Below are 16487 nucleotides of genomic sequence, written 5' to 3'. Positions count from 1 at the left end.
GGTCAGTCGTCCGCGGGTGACTCGACCGCCGTTGCCGGGCCTTCGCTGTCGGCGAAGGGATACCACGACTGTTTGGCGTCGGTCAGATACGGGTCTTCGTACGTCGTCTCCTCCGGTTCACAGAGGTCGACGAGTGCCTCGCTTCCCATCGACTCGGTCCACTGGCGGAAGGTCTGGCCCGCCTCGCGGTGGGCCGCGAAGGCTTCGAGGAGGTTCTTGATGGCTCCCGGCACCTCGTCGGCGGGGACACGCTGGCGCACCCACTCGACGAAACTCGGGTCCTCGCCGATGCCACCACCGACGCCGAGATCCATCGCCTCGACCATCTCCCCGTCCTTCCGGGCGCGCATCCCGAGCAGGCCGATGTCGGCCGTGTTGGCCTGTCCGCAGTCGGCCGTACAGCCCGAGTAGTGGAGGTGGATGTTCTCCACGTCGTCCGGCAGCTCGACGTTGTCGCGGAGCCACCGGAGCATCCGCGCCGTGCGGGCCTTCGTCTCCGTCAGTGCCAGCGAACAGAACTCCGTGCCCGTGCAGGCGATGGCTCCACGCTGGAACGGGTTCGGCTCGGGCGTGTGCTTCGACAGGAGCGGTTCGGCCAAGAGGGCATCCAGGTCGTCCTCGGGGACGTCCATCAGGAGCGGGTTCTGCCGCCGAGTCAGCCGCACCTCGCCGGTGCCGTACTCGTCGGCGAGGTCCGCGAGTTCGATCGCGTCGTCGGCGGTGAGCCGACCCACGGCGACCGAGAGGCCGACGTAGTAGCGGCCGTCCTTCTGCTCGTGGACGCCGACGTGGTCGGCCTTACCCTCTGCGGGCGGCTTGCCGGCGTTGTAGGTGTACTGCTCGCGGATGTCTTGCCCCGCCGTCTTCAGTTCGAAGTCGACGTAGTCCGCTTGGAGGACCTTCCGAATCTTCTCCGTCCCCCAGTCGTCGACGAAGAAGCGCGCGCGGTTCTTCGCGCGGACGTCCCGGTCGCCGTGGTCGTGGTAGAGTTCGACGAAGCCGCGGACGACGTCGTACGCTTCGTCGGGCGTGACGAACACGTCCAGCGAGCGGGCCTTCCGGGGTTTCTTCCCGCCGAGACCGCCGCCGACGCGGACGTTGTAGCCGAGGACCTCCTCGTCGTCGATCTCTTTGTGGGCCGGTTCGACGCCGATGTCGTTGATGGAGTCCTGCGCACAGCCCTCCCGGCAGCCGGTCACGCTGATGTTGAACTTCCGGGGCATGTTGGCGAGTTCGTTGTCGCCGCGGAGATCCTCGCGGAACCGTTCGAGCAGGGGGCGCGTGTCGATCAGTTCGTCGGCGTCGCGGCCGGTGACCGGACAGCCCGAGATATTCCGCATCGTGTCGCCGCCGGCCGAGCGCGTAGTGACGCCGACCGACTCCAGCCGCTCCCAGATGGCGGGGACGTCCTCCAGCTTGATCCAGTGGAGCTGGACGGACTGCCGCGTCGTCAGGTCGACGAAGCCGTTCCCGAACTGCGGGTTGTCGGCCGGTCCCTGACAGTAGTCGCGCGCCACTTCGCCGATGGCCCGCAGCTGCCCGGGCTTCAGCCGCCCGTTGGCGTTCGTCAGCCGCATCATGAAGTAGCTCTCTTGGCCGCCGCGCTGGTGGAACACGCCCCAGAACTTGAAGCGGGTGAACCACTTGTCGTGTTCGTCCTCGGGGATGGAGTCGAAGCCCTCCTCTGCGAACTCCAGAATCTTCTCGCGGACCTCGTCGCCGTACAGCTCCTCCTTGTATGCCTCTTTCTTATGGGGCATCGGCAACGAACACCTCGTTACGTCCGTCTACTTCTTCCGGAATACCGGAAACGCTCATGGGGTAAATCACGGTTGGACTGTGTCCGATACAACATGATAATGCTAATCGTTGATAACTTAAAAAAATAGCCTGTCGTTCAATGTCGAACAGCCAATTTAATACCAAATAGGGTGGATATAAGGTCGTATTATGCCGAGTAAGTCGACACTTGTTTGGACACACGTCCACTAACTAAACTGGGTTATGTAATCAAGTGGTGCTCGCTACGCGCGGGCTGGCGCGAGCGACTCGCCGGAAGCTGTCGTGAACTGTTGGATGATGTCGAACAGTGTCGAAGTATGGTAGATACTGTCGAGATCTGTCAGATGTCGCCATCGGCGTCGCTCTCCGGACGGTGGGGTGGCGATGTCTCGAACAGAGAGGGAAAAACGGAGCGGAGACCGGGAGGCGTCGGAGCGGCTCGGACGCGGGTCGGGTCAGTTCCCGAGTCCGTGCAGTTCCGCACGGGTGTTGATGTTCCGGAACGCCCGAGGCGTGGTGAAGGCGGCCACCGTGCGCTCGGGGACGACGACCGGGTCGAGCAGGTCGACGACGTCACAGAGTCGGCCGTCGCGGTAGACGAGCGCGTCGGTGCAGGCGGTCGTCCCGGCGCGGACGTGGAGGACGGCCGGCAGCGGCTGGACGCGGCCGTCGACCTCCGGGACGGCACCCGTCTGTGAGCGCGCCGCGGCGAACAGCGAGTCGAGGAAGGCCGTCGGGAGGAACGGCATATCGCAGGCGACGGCGACGGCGTAGGTCGCGTCCGTCGCGCGCAGCCCCGTCCGCAGTCCGGCGACCGGCCCACGGTCGAGGATGGGGTCTTCGGCGAACCGGACGTCGCAGTCCGACAGCACCGTCTCTAACGTCGACCGCTGGTCCCGCCGACAGTTGACGACGAGGTCGTCGACGGCCGGAGTGAGTGCCTCCGCGACGCGGCGGATCATCGGGACGCCGTCGACGCGAGCGGTGGCCTTGTCGCCGCCGCCGAACCGCGTCGAGCGGCCGCCGGCGACGATGATACCCGCCCGGCCCGTGTCCGGCTTCATTCGGCCCTCGCTGTCCCCGAGCCGGTCGCACCGCCCGCCGCCGTCGCGGCACGCAGCGTGCTCGCGGTCCCGTCGATGCGGGACTGTTCAGTCATCTCAGTCATCTCGGTCAGCTCAGCCATCGCTACCCCCGTAGTCCGCCGTGTTGCTGCCGACGATGCCTCTGACGTGGGCGAACTCGGCGATCTTCGGCCGGGCGACCCAGGCGTTCAGGAGGACGATGGGCACCATGATGGCGGCGACGATGATGTAGCCGCTGTGGATGGCACCCGTCTCCGCCGCGTAGGAGTAGACGAGCGGGAAGCCGATGCCGCCGAAGGTACCGATGCCGCCGACGACGCCCGCGGCCGCCCCCGAGCGGTCGGGGAACATCGCCGGAACCTGCGCGAAGATGGCACCCTCGGTGAAGGCACAGGCCGTGCCGACGAGGAAGCCGACGGCGACCGTCAGCAGGACGTTTCCGGTCTGCCCGGCGAACGTCAGCCCCGCCATCGCCGTGACGATGAAGCCCATACAGAGGACGGTCCACTGCTCGCGGTAGCGGCCCGTGAAGACGGGCAGGATGTCCGTCTCCGTCCTGACCACCCAGTCGCTCATGTAGCCGCCGATAGGCCGCAGGAGGCCGGCAGCGAGCGAGAACGTCGCAGCGAACGTCGAGGCGATGACGAGATTCGAGCCGAAGCCCTCGCGGAAGTAGGTCGGCAGCCAGCCGTTCATCGAGATCTCCAGCCCGAAGCTCATCACGTAGCCGAGCGCGAGCGCGATGACGCCGTAGCGCGTGGCGACGTGGACCCACGACGAGAGCGTCGCCGAGTCGCTCGTGGCTTCGGCCTGCGTCTCCGTGGCGGCGTCCTGGCCGATGGTGTAGTAGACGATCGCCATCAGGATGGCGACGACGCCCGTGTAGAAGAACGCGGCCCGCCAACCGACGTCGAACAGCGGCCCGTTCCACTGGCCGAAGACTCGCGGGAGGACGAGCGCGCCGCCCGCGGCACCGGCGTTCCCGATGCCGGCGTAGACGCCCTCGGCCGTTCCTAACTGCTCCTCGGGGAACCACTGGGCGACGTGCTGGATACCGACGACGAAGGTGATGCCCGCCGAGGCGACGACGAGCCGCTCGACGAAGAATATCTCGTAGCTCGTCGCAAAGGCGCTCGCCATGCTGAACACGCCGACGTAGGCGAGGACGATGGCGAACACCGAGGAGGCACCGAAGCGGTCCGAGAGCCAGCCGGTCAGGATACGGCCCGGTGGCGCGCTCCAGATGGCCGCGCTGGCGAGGATGCCGAGGTCAGTAAGGGAGAGGCCGAACTCCTCGGCGATGGGTCCGGTGAAGGGAGCGAAGGAGAACCAGATGAGAAACGAGAGGTTGAACGCCGCCGTCGCGAGGACGAGGGTCCGCCATTTTGTCATCTTCATTGGCCTACCTCCGGCAGGGCGGCGGTCTCTGCGGGCGGCACCGACGTCGTGTCGCCCGTCGTGTCGGCCGTGTCGTCAGCCGGCACGGCGTCGGCCGCCGCCGCGTCGGCCTCCGGCGAGACGAGGCGAACCGCACACTGTTTGTAATTCGGTTCGTCGGACTCGGGGTCGGTCGCCGCGATGGTGAGCTTGTTCGCCATGGGATGGTGAATCGGAAGCCAGACCATGCCCGCGGGGATGCCCTCGTCGGCCTCGACGACGGCCGGGGCACTCCCGCGCGGTGAACTGAGGACGGTTTGCTGGTCGGTGACCGAACCGCTGTACGTCGCGAGCGTCTCGGGGTTGATCCGCGCGGTGACGGGCCCGGGGTCGTCGACGTCGCGGGAGCGGACGCCGGTGTTGTAGCCGTCGGCCTCTCTGGCCGTCGTGAGGGTGAGCGGATACTCCTCGTCGGCCGTCTCCGGCAGGGCCTCGATGGCCTCGCTCCGGTAGCTGGAGAACTGCGCGCACCCCGTCGGCGTCGGGAACTCCCACGCCGCTGTCTCGGGGTCGTAGTAGCGGTAGCCGCCGCTGGACTCCTCGTCGGGGGCGGGCCACCGGACGGCGAGTTCCTCGTCGAGTCGCTCGTAGCTCAGCCCCGAACAGTCGGCGTCGGTGCCGGCGGTGAGCGCGGCGAACTCGTCGAAGACGGCCGCCGGGTCGAGCGTCGGCTCGTCGAACAGGTCGGGCGCGACGCGGACGCCGACGGCGGCGATGATGTCGAGGTCCTGCTTGACGCCCGTCGGTGTCCCGGTCGCGGGGCGGACCCGCGAGACCGTCCGCTCCATGTTCATGGCCGTCCCCGCCGACTCGCCCCACGTCGCCGCGGGGAGCACCACGTCGGCGAGCTCCGTCGTCTCGGTGTGGAAGGCGTCCTGGACGACGAGGAAGGCGTCCTCGAACGTCTCGCGGGCGGCGTCGGTGTCGGGCAGCCCGGCGAGCGGGTTCGTCGCGACCGTCCAGACGACCGAGGGGTCGCTCTCGACGATGCCGACGGGACCGGGACCGGCGTCGTCGGGGAGCCGGTCGACCGGGACACCCCACGCACCGGCGACCCGATTGCGGTGTTTCGGCGACTCGAAGTCGCGGTGGCCCGGCCACGACCCTTTCGAGGAGCAGACGCGCGTCCCCATCGAGTTGGCCTGGCCGGTCAAGGAGAAGGGACCGCTGCCCGGTCCCATGTTGCCCGAGGCGAGACAGCAGTCGACGAGCGCGCGCGAGGTTGCCGTTCCGCGGACGCTCTGGTTGACGCCCATTCCCCAGTAGACGAGCGTCGGGTCGGCGAACGCGCTCGCGAGGTGTTCGACCGTTTCGACGTCGACGCCCGCCTCGTCGGCCGCGGCGTCGACCGACGGGAGCGACGTCGTCAGTGCCGCGAAGCCGTCGGTGTTGGCGTGGACGAACTCCTCGTCGACGCCGTCGTTCTCCACGAGCCACGCGAGGACCGCTCGCGCGAGCGCGAAGTCGCCGCCGGGGTCGGGTTGGACGTGGTGGTCTGCGGCCTCGGCCGTCTCGCTTCTGACGGGGTCGACGACGACGAGCTGGCTGTCGTCGTCGCGGGCGGAGTCCGAAATCCACCGGAACATCACCGGGTGGGCGACCGCGGGGTTCGCCCCCCAGACGACGTGGGTCTTCGCCTCGGGGATGTCGTCGTAGGTCGGCGGCGGCGCGTCGCTGCCGAAGGCGTCGTAGTAGGCCTTCACCGCGCTCGCCATGCACAGCGTCGTGTTGGCGTCGTAGTTGCGCGTCCCGATGCCGCCGCGGGCGAGCTTGCCCAGCGCGTAGGCGGCCTCGTTGGTCTGCTGGCCGCTGCCGAGGACGGCGACGTCGTCGGGGTCAACTGCTCCGATAGCGTCGGCGACGCGGTTGAGTGCGTCTTCCCACGTCGCCCGGACGAGCTTGCCGTCCTTGCGGACGAGCGGGCGGGTCAGCCAGTCGCCCTCGGGGTCGGACGTCTCGCTGATGCCGCGGCCGCAGGCCAGTCCGCGGTTGACCGGATGGGCGGCGTCGCCACGGACGAGGTCGAGTCCGTCGCCGATGTCCGCACCCTGATGGATGTGTCCACAGCCGACCGCACACCGCATACAGGTCGTCGAGACCGGGTCAACCACCGACAGTCACCTCCGTCTGTTCGATCCAGATCCGCTGACGTTTGTCCGAGAAAATTTCTCGAACTGTCGTGGACGTATCGCTTCTCACGGCTTATGCGACTGAATCAAACACTAAAACGCTAATCGTTGAACAAATGAATTTCGAACGTCTTTCTCTGAATGGACGTCCGGTTTACAATGCTGTTAAAGGACCTTATTGGTGTACTTCGGTCGGTTTTTGGACGTATTTGTCGACAGACGTGCTTCTATTTTTCGAGTTACGAAATCGAGTAGTATCTCAGCGGGTCTCTGCTGTGCGTCCGACCGCGGGTGTTCTCGCTGCACGCGACGACGAGAAACTACTTCCCGGCGGCGGCGGCAGGTCCACGCGACCATGGTTTCCCTCCGTCCCGTTCGACGCTGGCTGGACCGTGTCGGGGCGTCGCCGGGGCGCGCACTCGTCGCGCTCACGCTGGTCGCGCTCACGCTCCGCCTCGTCGGTCTCGGGATGCGGAGTTTCCACTGGGACGAGGCCCGCGTCGGCTACTGGACGCTCCGGTATCTGGAGACGGGGACCTTCGCCTACCGACCCATCATCCACGGTCCCTTCCTCCCGATCGTCAACCGCCACGTCTTCGCGCTCCTCGGCGCGAGCGACGCCACCGCCCGGCTCGTCGTCGCCCTCTTGGGTGGAGTGCTCCCGCTCGCGGCGTGGCTCTTCCGCGACTACCTCGACGACGCCGAAGTCGTCGCCCTCGGCGGCTTCCTCGCGTTCAACCCGCTGCTGCTCTACTTCTCGCGGTTCATGCGCGCGGACGTCCCGTTGGCGGTCTTCGCGACGTTCGCGCTCGGCTTCACCGTCCGCGCGCTGGCGTCCGGCCGTCGCCGTCACCTGCTCGCGGCGGGCGTCGCCCTCGGTCTCGCGCTCACGACGAAGGAGAACGTGCTGGTCTATCTGGCCTGCTGGGGCGGCGCGCTCGGCGTCGCGTACGGACTCCGTGTTCTCCCGCGCTACCGCTCCGACTCGCAGGCCTCGACAGTCCGGACGCTCGGCACCGTCGGCCGCGACGCGGCGACCGCCGCTGGCGACGCCCTCCGCCCGCTTCTGGCCGCCGTCGTCCCCGCACTCCTGCTCACGCTCCTCGTTGTCGTCTACTTTTACGCGCCGCGCGGCGCGGCGGGCGAGCCGTCGCTGTCGGCGGCACTTTCCACGCCGACGCTCCTCCCCGCGCTCGTCGAGCAGGCGACGCTCGGCTCCGTCGAGACCTTCCGGGCGGGCATCTGGGCCTCCCCCGAAGTCCGCGAACATCCCTATCTCCCCTTCCTCGCACACTACGCTGGCGTCCTCGCTATCGGCGGCGCGGTGCTGTACACGCTGGCCGCGCTCGGGACGGCGGTGACACTCCGGGTGCGCGAGCGAGCACCCCGCCCGCTCGTCGTCTTCGCGGCCGCTTGGGGCTTCGTCAGCGTCCTCGGCTACCCCATCGCCGCCGACATCATGGCCCCGTGGCTCGCGGTCCACGCGGCCGTTCCGCTGGCGATTCCGGCCGCGGTCGGTCTCGTCGCCGTCGCGCGGTGGACGCGCGGGCGACTCGCTTTCGATGGGACGGACGGGACGAGCGAGCGGAACGCCGCCCGCGACCGCGCGCTCGCCGCCGGCGTCGTTCTCGCGCTGCTCGTGCTGTCGGCACAGACGGGCGTCGTCGTGCTCGCGACGTCCTACACGTCGCCGACCCCGCGGGTCAACCTCCTCGCGCAGGGTGCCCAGTCCGGCGACGACCTCGACCCCCTCGTGGCGGACTTGGAGGCGGCGGCTGGCACCGAGCCAGCGGTGCTCTACTACGGCGAGCGGTTCTACCTCCCGAACGAGACGGTCGCCGACGAGCCGCCGGGCCCTGACGATCGGTGGCTGGGCTGGTGGCTCGGCCGACTCCCGCTGTCGTGGTATGTCGAGCGTGCGGACCTCTCGACCGCCTATGCTCCCGACGCTGCTGCCCTCTCCGACCGGGCGGACGACGGGCCGCTCCCGCCGGTCGTCGTCGCTGACGTCGCCGTCGCCGACGATGTCGCGCCCGCGGTCTCGGGCTACGAGCGGACGCGGTACGACCTCTATCTCTACGGTGGGACGGTGGTGGTCTTCACCGACGAGTCGCGGTTGAAGTCACCCGAGCGGGCGGCGGTTTCGGGTCGCGTCACTGCTCAGTCGCTTCGACGGTGTTAAGATTCTGTGGCGGGAAGTTTGCCGGGATGACTGACCCGGCCCTCGAGGTAGTCGAGTTCCTTCTGACGACACATCTCTACACGGAAAACCGGGACTTGGACGAGAACGACCTGCCGCCCCGCTACCGGCAGGTGTTCTGGAAGGACGGTGCCATCGAGCGGCCGCTGTCGGCGACGAACGAGACGGCGCGGACCGCGACGGGCGTCGAGCGGCCCTGGGACGCCGTCTCCGATCTGCTGTTCACCCAGCAGACCGAGTTCTCCGGCAAGCTCTCGCTCACCCAACCGGACATGGCGCTCGACTGGTTCCTCGACCGCGCGGACGACGACCGTATCCTGACCAATCCGACCATCGCCGCCGAGGTCGAACACCGCGACGACGTCGACGTGACCCACGAGGAGGCGCGCGAGGGGAACCGCCCGATCCAGGCCGACCGCGTCTGGATCGACTCCCTCTTAGAGGAATACTTCGACGACGGCGAGGACGGCGACGCGGAGATGCTGGACCTCGTTCACGTCCGCGCGCCAGAAGAGATCGAGATGACGCTCGACGACCTCGTGCTCACCGAGGACCAGGAGGGCGAGATCAGCAAGATCGTCACGGCCATCGAGCACCGCGACTATCTCGCGCAGATCGGCCTCCGCGAGATCGGCAAACTGCTCTTCGTCGGCCCGCCCGGAACTGGTAAAACGACCATCTCGCGGGCACTGGCGCACGAACTCGGGATGCCGTTCGTCGAGGTCAAGCTCTCGATGATCACGAGCCAGTATCTCGGTGAGACGGCCAAGAACGTCGAGAAGACCTTCGAGGTGGCAAAGCGGCTCTCGCCGTGTATCCTCTTCATCGACGAGTTCGACTCCGTCGCGAAGACCCGCCGGAGCGACGAACACGCCGCACTCAAGCGCGCGGTCAACACCCTCTTGAAGTCGATCGACGACATCTCGCTCATCCGCGACGACGTGCTGCTCATCGGGGCGACGAACCACCCCGACCAGCTCGACGCCGCGGCGTGGCGACGCTTCGACGAGATCGTCAACTTCCCCAAGCCGGACTGGCAGATGCGCGCGGACATCCTCCGCGTCGTCACCCGCCAGATGAACATCGCGGACTTCGACCCCGAGGGCGTCGCCGACCGCACCGAGGGGCTGACCGGCAGCGACCTGCGGATGGTGCTGCGGGAGGCCGTCCTCGAAGCGCTCACCGAGGGTCGGATGGAGCTGACGCAGGCGGACATCCTCGACGCCGTCGAGGACTTCGAGGAGCGCGACAACCTGAAGAACATGGACATGATCGACGGCGAGGGCGCGAAAGTCGCCGGCGACGGCCGCGGAGAGTCGGACGACCACGACCACGATCACTCGGATCACGACCACGATCACGACCACTGACCGATGCGGGTCACGCTCCTCGGAACCGGCGACACGACCGGGACGCCGACCATCTGCTGCGACTGCGACACCTGCGCCGAGGCTCGTCGCCGCGGCGTCGAACGTTCGCGCTTCTCGGTCCACGTCGAGAACGAGCGTACCGGCGAGTCGCTCTTGATCGACGCCAGCCCCGACTTCCGCCAGCAGTTTCTGGACCACGAGGTGCCGCTGCCGGACGCCATCGTCATCTCGCACATCCACTTCGACCATCTCGACGGGCTGGGCAACGCCTACCGGCTCTTCGACGACCTCCCGGTCTACGCGGCCGACGAGGTCGACCCCGTGACCGAGGAGAGCGTCGCCGACACCGTGCGCTCGAAGTACGACTATCTCGACCGCATCACGGTCGAGGACGTCACGCCCTTCGAGACGGTGCGGATGTGCGGGCTGGACGTGACGCTCGTCCCGGTCGACCATCCGCCGCTCGTCTGCTACGGGCTGACCGTCGAAGACCCCGAAACCGGAGCCAAACTGTCGCTCTCGGGTGACACGAGCTACGGGATTCCCGCGGAGTCCCGCGAGGTGCTCGCGAACCCGGACCTCTTTCTCGCCGACGCCATCGTCCCGGCGTCGCTCTGTGAGTACCACCCCATCGGTGGGAAAGACGAGAACGAGGACGGGGTGCCCAGAACCTTCGGCTCGAAGCACATGACCCGCGAGGGCGCGCTGGAGTTGGCCGACGAATTGGAGGCCGACGTGACGCGACTCGTCCACACCGCGCACTTCTACCCGGTCGACGAGGCGTTCGAGGAACCCTTAGCTGTGGACGGCGAGCAGTACGACCTCTGAGCTTATTCTGCGGTTCCGTTCGCGTTGGTTGTCGGCTGTCGGTACCGCCGGAATCCGTACTCTCCGCCGCCGACGAGCAGTGCCGCGGCGGCGACGGCGGGCCACCCGAGGAGATACCAGCCGAAGGGCGTCGGGTCGACGGGTGTCAGGCCCGCGGAGACGACCGACCACGTGCCGTACGCCGAGAGAGCGAACAGGGTGGCGACGACGACGGAAGGGGTGCGGAGTCGCTTCGACGTGAGGAGGACGGCCGGGAGCGCGCCGAGGACTAGACTGCCGACGGCGAGGTACGCGAGTTCGGTGTTGGTAAGGAGGGTCGAGAAGTCGAACCACGTCCAGCAGAGCGCGGCGAGGGCTGCGTGGAGGAGGGCAGCGATGGTGGTGCGTGTGCGGGACACAGGTGGTGGCTCGCAGGGTACCGTGGTGAGTCTTCTGGCGTGAGTGGAGTCGGTTCGTGGAAGAGTGGGGTGTTGGAGTGAGTCGTACTGGGTTCTCAGGTAGCGTCCCGACTGCTTGCGCTCCGAGAAACCACGTCCTCCCCAGCCGACTCCTTCGCTCCCTGCGGTCGCTCAGTCATCCCTCGCACGGCGTGGCGCGACACGGAGGTCGCGCCAGCGCGCGCCGACTTATCCTTCTCACGGCTCCGGCTCGCCGCCGTCGTAGCCGCCGAACTCCATCGCGGGCAACTCCAGCGTCGCCACGCGCTCCCAGCTCGTCTCGTCGACGACAACGACTTCGTCCTGCCCGAAGACGTAGAGATAGTCGTTCAGGTAGATGGCGCGCTGGGCACCCTGCACGTCGACGACGGACTCCAGTTCGAGGCCGTCCTCGTAGCTGAAGACGTAGCCACCCTGTTGCCCCGGCAGGAAGAACACGCCGTGCTTGCGGTCCATCAGGAACGCGTGGTGGCTCTCACGCACTGCCGACCAGTGCTCGTCGAGCACATAGTCGTCCTCGACGACGGGGTTCGCAGGGTCCGACACGTCGAAGACGACGGCCTTTACTTGGCCATTTTCCTCGCCGACGCCGAGCACGCGGTCCTCGGAGAGCGGGTGGAGATACGAGGAGAAGCCCGGGAGCTTCAGTTCGCCCGTCACCTCGGGATTCGCGGGGTCCGAGAGGTTGACGACGTGGAAGGGGTCGATACGCTTGAACGTCACCACGTAGGCCGTGTCGCCGACGTAGCGCACAGAGTAGATCTGCTCGTCGACGCCCATGCCCTGCACCTCGCCGATACGGTCGAGGCTAGAATCAAGAACGTAGAGGTCGTTCTCGATCTCGGTGCCCCACGCCTGGATCGTCGTGGCGATACGGAGGTTGCCGTCGTGTTCGTCCAGCGAGAACTGGTTCAGGGGAACGCCGGGGACGCTGCCAACCGCGGCGACGTCGAGCGTGGGTGCGTCGCCCGAGCGGTCGATAGCGACTTTCGCGATGCCGGTCGTCGTCAGCTGGCGTTTGTTCTCGTCCAGATAGTTCCGCCAGTCGTTCGCGAGTTCGGTCTGGACCTCACGGCGTTCGTCGTCGTCGAGGCCGCGGTACCACTCGGCGAGCGCGCGGTTCGTCTCGATGGCGAGTGCCTGCGAACTCAGGTCGTAGCCGCGGAGGGCTTCGAGGCGGTCCACGACTGAGGGGGGAAGTCGGTCGCGCTCGTCGGTCAGGAGGAAGTCGAGGTAGACCTGCCCGTACTGTGGCGGCTGGGTGTAGGTCACGTACAGCGAGTCGCCGGACATGTAGACCGTCGAGCCGTAGCCGCCGAGGAAGGAGACGGCGTCGCCGACGTCGCCGGTCTCGGGGTCGACGACGCTCGTCGTGTAGGTCGTGTCGACCGGCACCGGCTCGGTCGGGTGGTAGACCTGCGTGCAGGCGAGTTCCACATCGCCCGCACCAAAGGGCCGAATCGGGCAGGGGTCGCCGTAGTTGACACCCTCGACCGTGACGAGGTAGAGCTGGCCATCGGAGAGACGGGCGGTCTGGAGGCGACCGGCGACCTGCTTTGTCCACTGACGTTCGGGGTTCTCGCGGTCCGAGACATCGTAGGCGACGACCGAGTCGTGCGAGAGGACGAGCAGCGTGTCACCCGAGAGCAGCAACTGCCCCGAGGCGTCGATGCTCCCCGCCAGCTTGGGATCGACCGGCTCGGAGGTGTCCAGCAGCGTCACGCCCGCTTCCGTGTGCCGGTAGCCGTACTGCCCCCCACGGGCGTAGTAGGTCGTCTCGCCGTCGGTCTTGACGAGGTCGGGTTCGTCGATGCCCTGGACCTGGACGTTCGTGCCGGAGACGCGGTCGACCGAACCGCTTCCGTCGCTCGCGCCACCGGCGTCACCCGCCGTCGCCGTCCCGGCCGGCTGCGACGTCGCCGTTGCCTGCGGGGCCGACTCGGCGGCTTCGAGGCTTACCGCGCTGTCGACGGCTGGCTCGGTCCCGCCCGGCGCGCCGAGGAACTGGACGCCGCCGCCGAAGCCACCGACGCCACCGACGCCGTAGCCACCGCTCCGTGCGGCCGCGTCGTCGAGGTAGGCTTCGAACTCAGCGGCCGAAGAGAAGGCGGCAACGCTGGCGTCCGTGCTCCCGGTCGTCGAACCGGTCGGGTCGGAGCCGTCGGGGAAGGGCGTTCGTCGGTCGCCGTCGGGGCCGACGGTGGCGTAGACGCCCGCGCCGACGACCGTCCCGAGCAGTAGTGCGACCATCGCAATCGCGGCGACGGCCGTGGTCGAGAGGGTGAGGTCTGTTCGCATAGCCGGAGAGACGCGACCGGGGGAATAAGCCGTTCCGTAGAGTCAAAGAGTCGTTTGTGTGTTCTCGGACGCGCTTCGTCGCGGCGATCCGTTGTCGCCCCGGGTCACAGAAAGCGGCCCAGCCCGCTCTGTCGGCGGGCGGTCCCGGTCGGGTCGGCGACCCACGGCGAGCGTTCGTCGCGGAGGGCCGCGAGGTCGACGTCCGGCGGCTTCGCCGGCTCGTGGGCCGCACACGACGCGCCGCACTCGGAGGCCGGGTCGACGACGCGGCCGTACTGCTCGCAGAAGGGCCGGCCGTCCGCCGTCGTCGTCGCGTGCGCACAGGCCGGAAGGTCGTCGCCCCGCCAGCCCTTGCCGTAGGCTTTCTCGGCGATACGGCGTCGCTTGCGGGCCTTCTCGTCGCCGTCGACGAAGGCGACGTCCGTCCGCAGCGAGTGCTGGTCGAGCAGTTCGACGCCCGTCGCGTCGGTGTCGAGTGGGGTCGGCTCGCGGACGACCTCCTTCTCGCCGCTCTCGGGGTCGAACCGCCAGACGCCGACCTGCTCGGGGATGCGGTTCAGATGCGCGCGGGTGACGTAGCTCTCGGTCGCCAAGACGACCTCGTCGAACAGGCCGAGGCTGGCGTCGGTCCGGAGCTGGCGTTCGAGGTCGCCGGGCGTCCCGAGGTCGGGTTTGTTCTCGATGGCCGTAAGGCTCGCAAACCAGTCGGGGTAGCGCGTCGTCTGGCGGACGTACTCGCGGCCGCCGCGACGGCTCCGCTCGAAGAAGCCAACGTCGACGGCCCAGTCGGTGACGCTCTTTGCTGTATTGGGATGGCAGTCGAAGGCGTCTTTCCAGTAGATCTCGCTGCCGACGCCGACGTCGCTCTCGATGGCGAGCGCGGGGATGGTCTCGTCCGTAATCCGTGTTCGGGCGTCGAACTCCGGCCCCTGCTCGACGACGACGACGTCGACGATGCGGCTGCCGGGCGAGGCGACGGTGCCGCCGAGCTGGCGGGCGACGACCGCGTCGGTCGTCGCTTCGAGGTGCGAACAGAGTGCCAACTCGAACCCGAACTCGTGCACAGGGTGCGTTAGGAAGGAGAGCAAAAAAGCGTCGCGCCTCCCGCAGCGGCTGGGACTCTCTGCGTTCCCCGAGTGTGACGAGGCGTGTGAGATGGCCGGTCGTCTCGGCGGCTGTCTCGTGCGGTCCGTCACCGTGTCGCGCGGCGGTTCGCCCGTTTGCGGCCGATACGAGAACAGCAACTTTATCACGCGTTCGGGGCGAAGTTTCCCCAAGATTACTCTCAGGAGGTCAATGGTGACGGAAAATCCGCAACAACCGGAGGTGAACATCGGACTCGTCGGCCACGTCGACCACGGGAAGACGACACTGGTCCAGGCGCTTAGTGGGTCGTGGACCGACCAGCACTCGGAGGAGATGAAGCGAGGTATCTCCATCCGGCTGGGGTACGCCGACGCGACATTCCGCAAATGTCCCGAGGAGGCCGAGCCCGAATGCTTCACAGTAGCAGAATCGTGCGAAGAACACAACGTCGAAACCGACGTCCTACGGACGGTTTCGTTCGTCGACGCCCCGGGTCACGAGACCCTGATGGCGACGATGCTGTCGGGTGCGAACCTGATGGACGGCGCGGTGCTCGTCGTGTCTGCGACGGAGGACGTCCCGCAGGCACAGACCGAAGAGCATCTGATGGCGCTCGACATCATCGGCATCGACAACATCGTCATCGCGCAGAACAAGGTCGACCTGGTCGACCGTGACCGCGCGGTCGACAACTACGAGCAGATCAAGGAGTTCGTCGAGGGGACGGTCGCCGAGGACGCGCCCATCGTGCCCATCAGTGCCCAGCAGGACGTCAACATGGACCTCCTCATCGAGGCGATCGAGGAGGAGATTCCGACGCCCGAGCGCGACGAGACGCAGGCGTCGCGGATGTTCGTGGCCCGCAGCTTCGACATCAACCGCCCCGGCACGACGTGGGAGGATCTCTCCGGCGGCGTCGTCGGCGGCTCGCTCGTCGAGGGCAAACTGGAGAAGGGCGAGGACATCGAACTCCGCCCCGGCCGCGAGGTCGACGAAGGCGGCCAGACGGAGTGGAAGCCCATCACGACCACCATCCGCTCGCTGCAGGCGGGCGGCAAGCAGCTCGACGAGGTCCGCCCCGGTGGCCTGCTCGGTCTCGGGACGGGACTCGACCCCAGCCTGACGAAGGGTGACGCGCTCGCGGGACAGGTCGCCGGCGAACCCGGCACGCTCCCGCCGACGTGGCACTCCTTCGAGATGGACATCGACCTCCTCGAACGCGTCGTCGGCGGCGACGAGGAGATCGACGAGATCTCGACCGGCGAACCGCTCATGCTGACCGTGGGGACGGCGACGACCGTCGGTGCGGTCACGAGCGCCCGCGACGGGGAGTGTGAGGTCAAACTCAAGCGCCCCGTCTGCGCCCCGGTCGGTGCGAAGATCGCCATCAACCGCCGCGTCGGCGCGCGCTGGCGACTCATCGGCATCGGTACGCTCAAGGAGTAGATGGTCGTCGTCGCAATGGACACGAACGCGCTGATGATGCCGGTCGAACTCGACGTGCGCGTGTTCGACGAACTCGACCGGCTGTTCGGCACGTCCGACCTCGTCACCCCGCAGGCGGTACTCGACGAACTCGAGAAACTCGCCGCGGATTCGAACGGGGAGGAGGGCGTCGCCGCCAGCGTCGGTTCGGACCTCGCGACGCGCCACTGCTCAGTGGTCGAGACGGACGCATCGTACGCCGACGACGCACTCGTCGAACTCGCCGACCGCGGCGAGGTCGACTACGTCGTCACCAACGACCGACCGCTCCGGACCCGCCTGCTCGACGGCGGCTGTCCGGTGGTCGGCGTTCGAGGACGGAACACACTCGCGGTCACCGCACCATAACA

At 67.7% G+C, this 16487-nt stretch carries 12 protein-coding genes; 5 read left to right on the top strand and 7 right to left on the bottom strand.

What is annotated here, in order from left to right; genetic code table 11:
• Positions 1 to 2: 2 nt before the first annotated feature.
• From BLR57_RS15120 to nasA, 4 genes are all read right to left on the bottom strand, one after another.
• Positions 3 to 1760, bottom strand: a complete 1758-nt coding sequence (locus BLR57_RS15120) for a nitrite/sulfite reductase (protein ID WP_089698872.1) — start codon at positions 1758 to 1760, stop codon at positions 3 to 5.
• A 477-nt stretch (positions 1761 to 2237) separates the two neighbouring features.
• Complete coding sequence (locus tag BLR57_RS15115) at positions 2238 to 2846, bottom strand: molybdenum cofactor guanylyltransferase (RefSeq protein WP_089698870.1); 609 nt, start codon at positions 2844 to 2846, stop codon at positions 2238 to 2240.
• Positions 2847 to 2960: 114 nt separating this feature from the next.
• Positions 2961 to 4259: an MFS transporter gene (locus BLR57_RS15110; protein ID WP_089699088.1), complete on the bottom strand. Its 1299-nt coding sequence runs from the start codon at positions 4257 to 4259 to the stop codon at positions 2961 to 2963.
• 2 nt (positions 4260 to 4261) lie between these two features.
• A complete protein-coding gene (gene nasA / locus BLR57_RS15105; RefSeq protein ID WP_089698868.1) occupies positions 4262 to 6388 on the bottom strand; it encodes an assimilatory nitrate reductase NasA in 2127 nt (708 codons plus the stop codon).
• A gap of 400 nt (positions 6389 to 6788) precedes the next feature.
• Between nasA and BLR57_RS15100 the strand changes: the two genes are divergently transcribed.
• Genes BLR57_RS15100 through BLR57_RS15090 form a run of 3 tightly spaced genes read left to right on the top strand, consistent with a single transcriptional unit; the run spans position 6789 to position 10831 of the window.
• Positions 6789 to 8615, top strand: a complete 1827-nt coding sequence (locus tag BLR57_RS15100) for a flippase activity-associated protein Agl23 (protein ID WP_089698866.1) — start codon at positions 6789 to 6791, stop codon at positions 8613 to 8615.
• 26 nt (positions 8616 to 8641) lie between these two features.
• Positions 8642 to 10003, top strand: coding sequence for an ATP-binding protein (locus tag BLR57_RS15095; RefSeq protein ID WP_089698864.1), 1362 nt, complete (start codon positions 8642 to 8644; stop codon positions 10001 to 10003).
• 3 nt (positions 10004 to 10006) lie between these two features.
• Positions 10007 to 10831, top strand: coding sequence for an MBL fold metallo-hydrolase (locus tag BLR57_RS15090; protein ID WP_089698861.1), 825 nt, complete (start codon positions 10007 to 10009; stop codon positions 10829 to 10831).
• A 2-nt stretch (positions 10832 to 10833) separates the two neighbouring features.
• Here BLR57_RS15090 and BLR57_RS15085 read toward each other — a convergent pair whose 3' ends face one another.
• The 3 genes from BLR57_RS15085 to BLR57_RS15075 all read right to left on the bottom strand — a co-directional run bounded on the left by BLR57_RS15085 (position 10834) and on the right by BLR57_RS15075 (position 14630).
• Positions 10834 to 11229: a hypothetical protein gene (locus tag BLR57_RS15085; protein ID WP_089698859.1), complete on the bottom strand. Its 396-nt coding sequence runs from the start codon at positions 11227 to 11229 to the stop codon at positions 10834 to 10836.
• A gap of 237 nt (positions 11230 to 11466) precedes the next feature.
• Positions 11467 to 13566, bottom strand: a complete 2100-nt coding sequence (locus BLR57_RS15080; RefSeq protein WP_089698858.1) for a beta-propeller domain-containing protein — start codon at positions 13564 to 13566, stop codon at positions 11467 to 11469.
• Positions 13567 to 13670: 104 nt separating this feature from the next.
• Entirely contained in the window at positions 13671 to 14630 is a 960-nt protein-coding gene (locus BLR57_RS15075) for a DUF5787 family protein (protein WP_170830660.1), read from the bottom strand.
• 232 nt (positions 14631 to 14862) lie between these two features.
• On the opposite strand from BLR57_RS15075, the gene BLR57_RS15070 reads away from it, so the two are divergent.
• Positions 14863 to 16098 (top strand): translation initiation factor IF-2 subunit gamma, encoded by a 1236-nt coding sequence (locus BLR57_RS15070; RefSeq protein WP_089698854.1) that lies wholly within the window; start codon positions 14863 to 14865, stop codon positions 16096 to 16098.
• 15 nt (positions 16099 to 16113) lie between these two features.
• Positions 16114 to 16485, top strand: a complete 372-nt coding sequence (locus tag BLR57_RS15065) for a twitching motility protein PilT (RefSeq protein ID WP_089699086.1) — start codon at positions 16114 to 16116, stop codon at positions 16483 to 16485.
• Positions 16486 to 16487: the final 2 nt, after the last annotated feature.

This window comes from Halogranum gelatinilyticum, assembly GCF_900103715.1.
Lineage (GTDB): Archaea > Halobacteriota > Halobacteria > Halobacteriales > Haloferacaceae > Halogranum > Halogranum gelatinilyticum.
The sequence above is the reverse complement of the archived record's forward strand: the minus strand, read 5'-3'. Positions and strand labels throughout refer to the sequence as shown.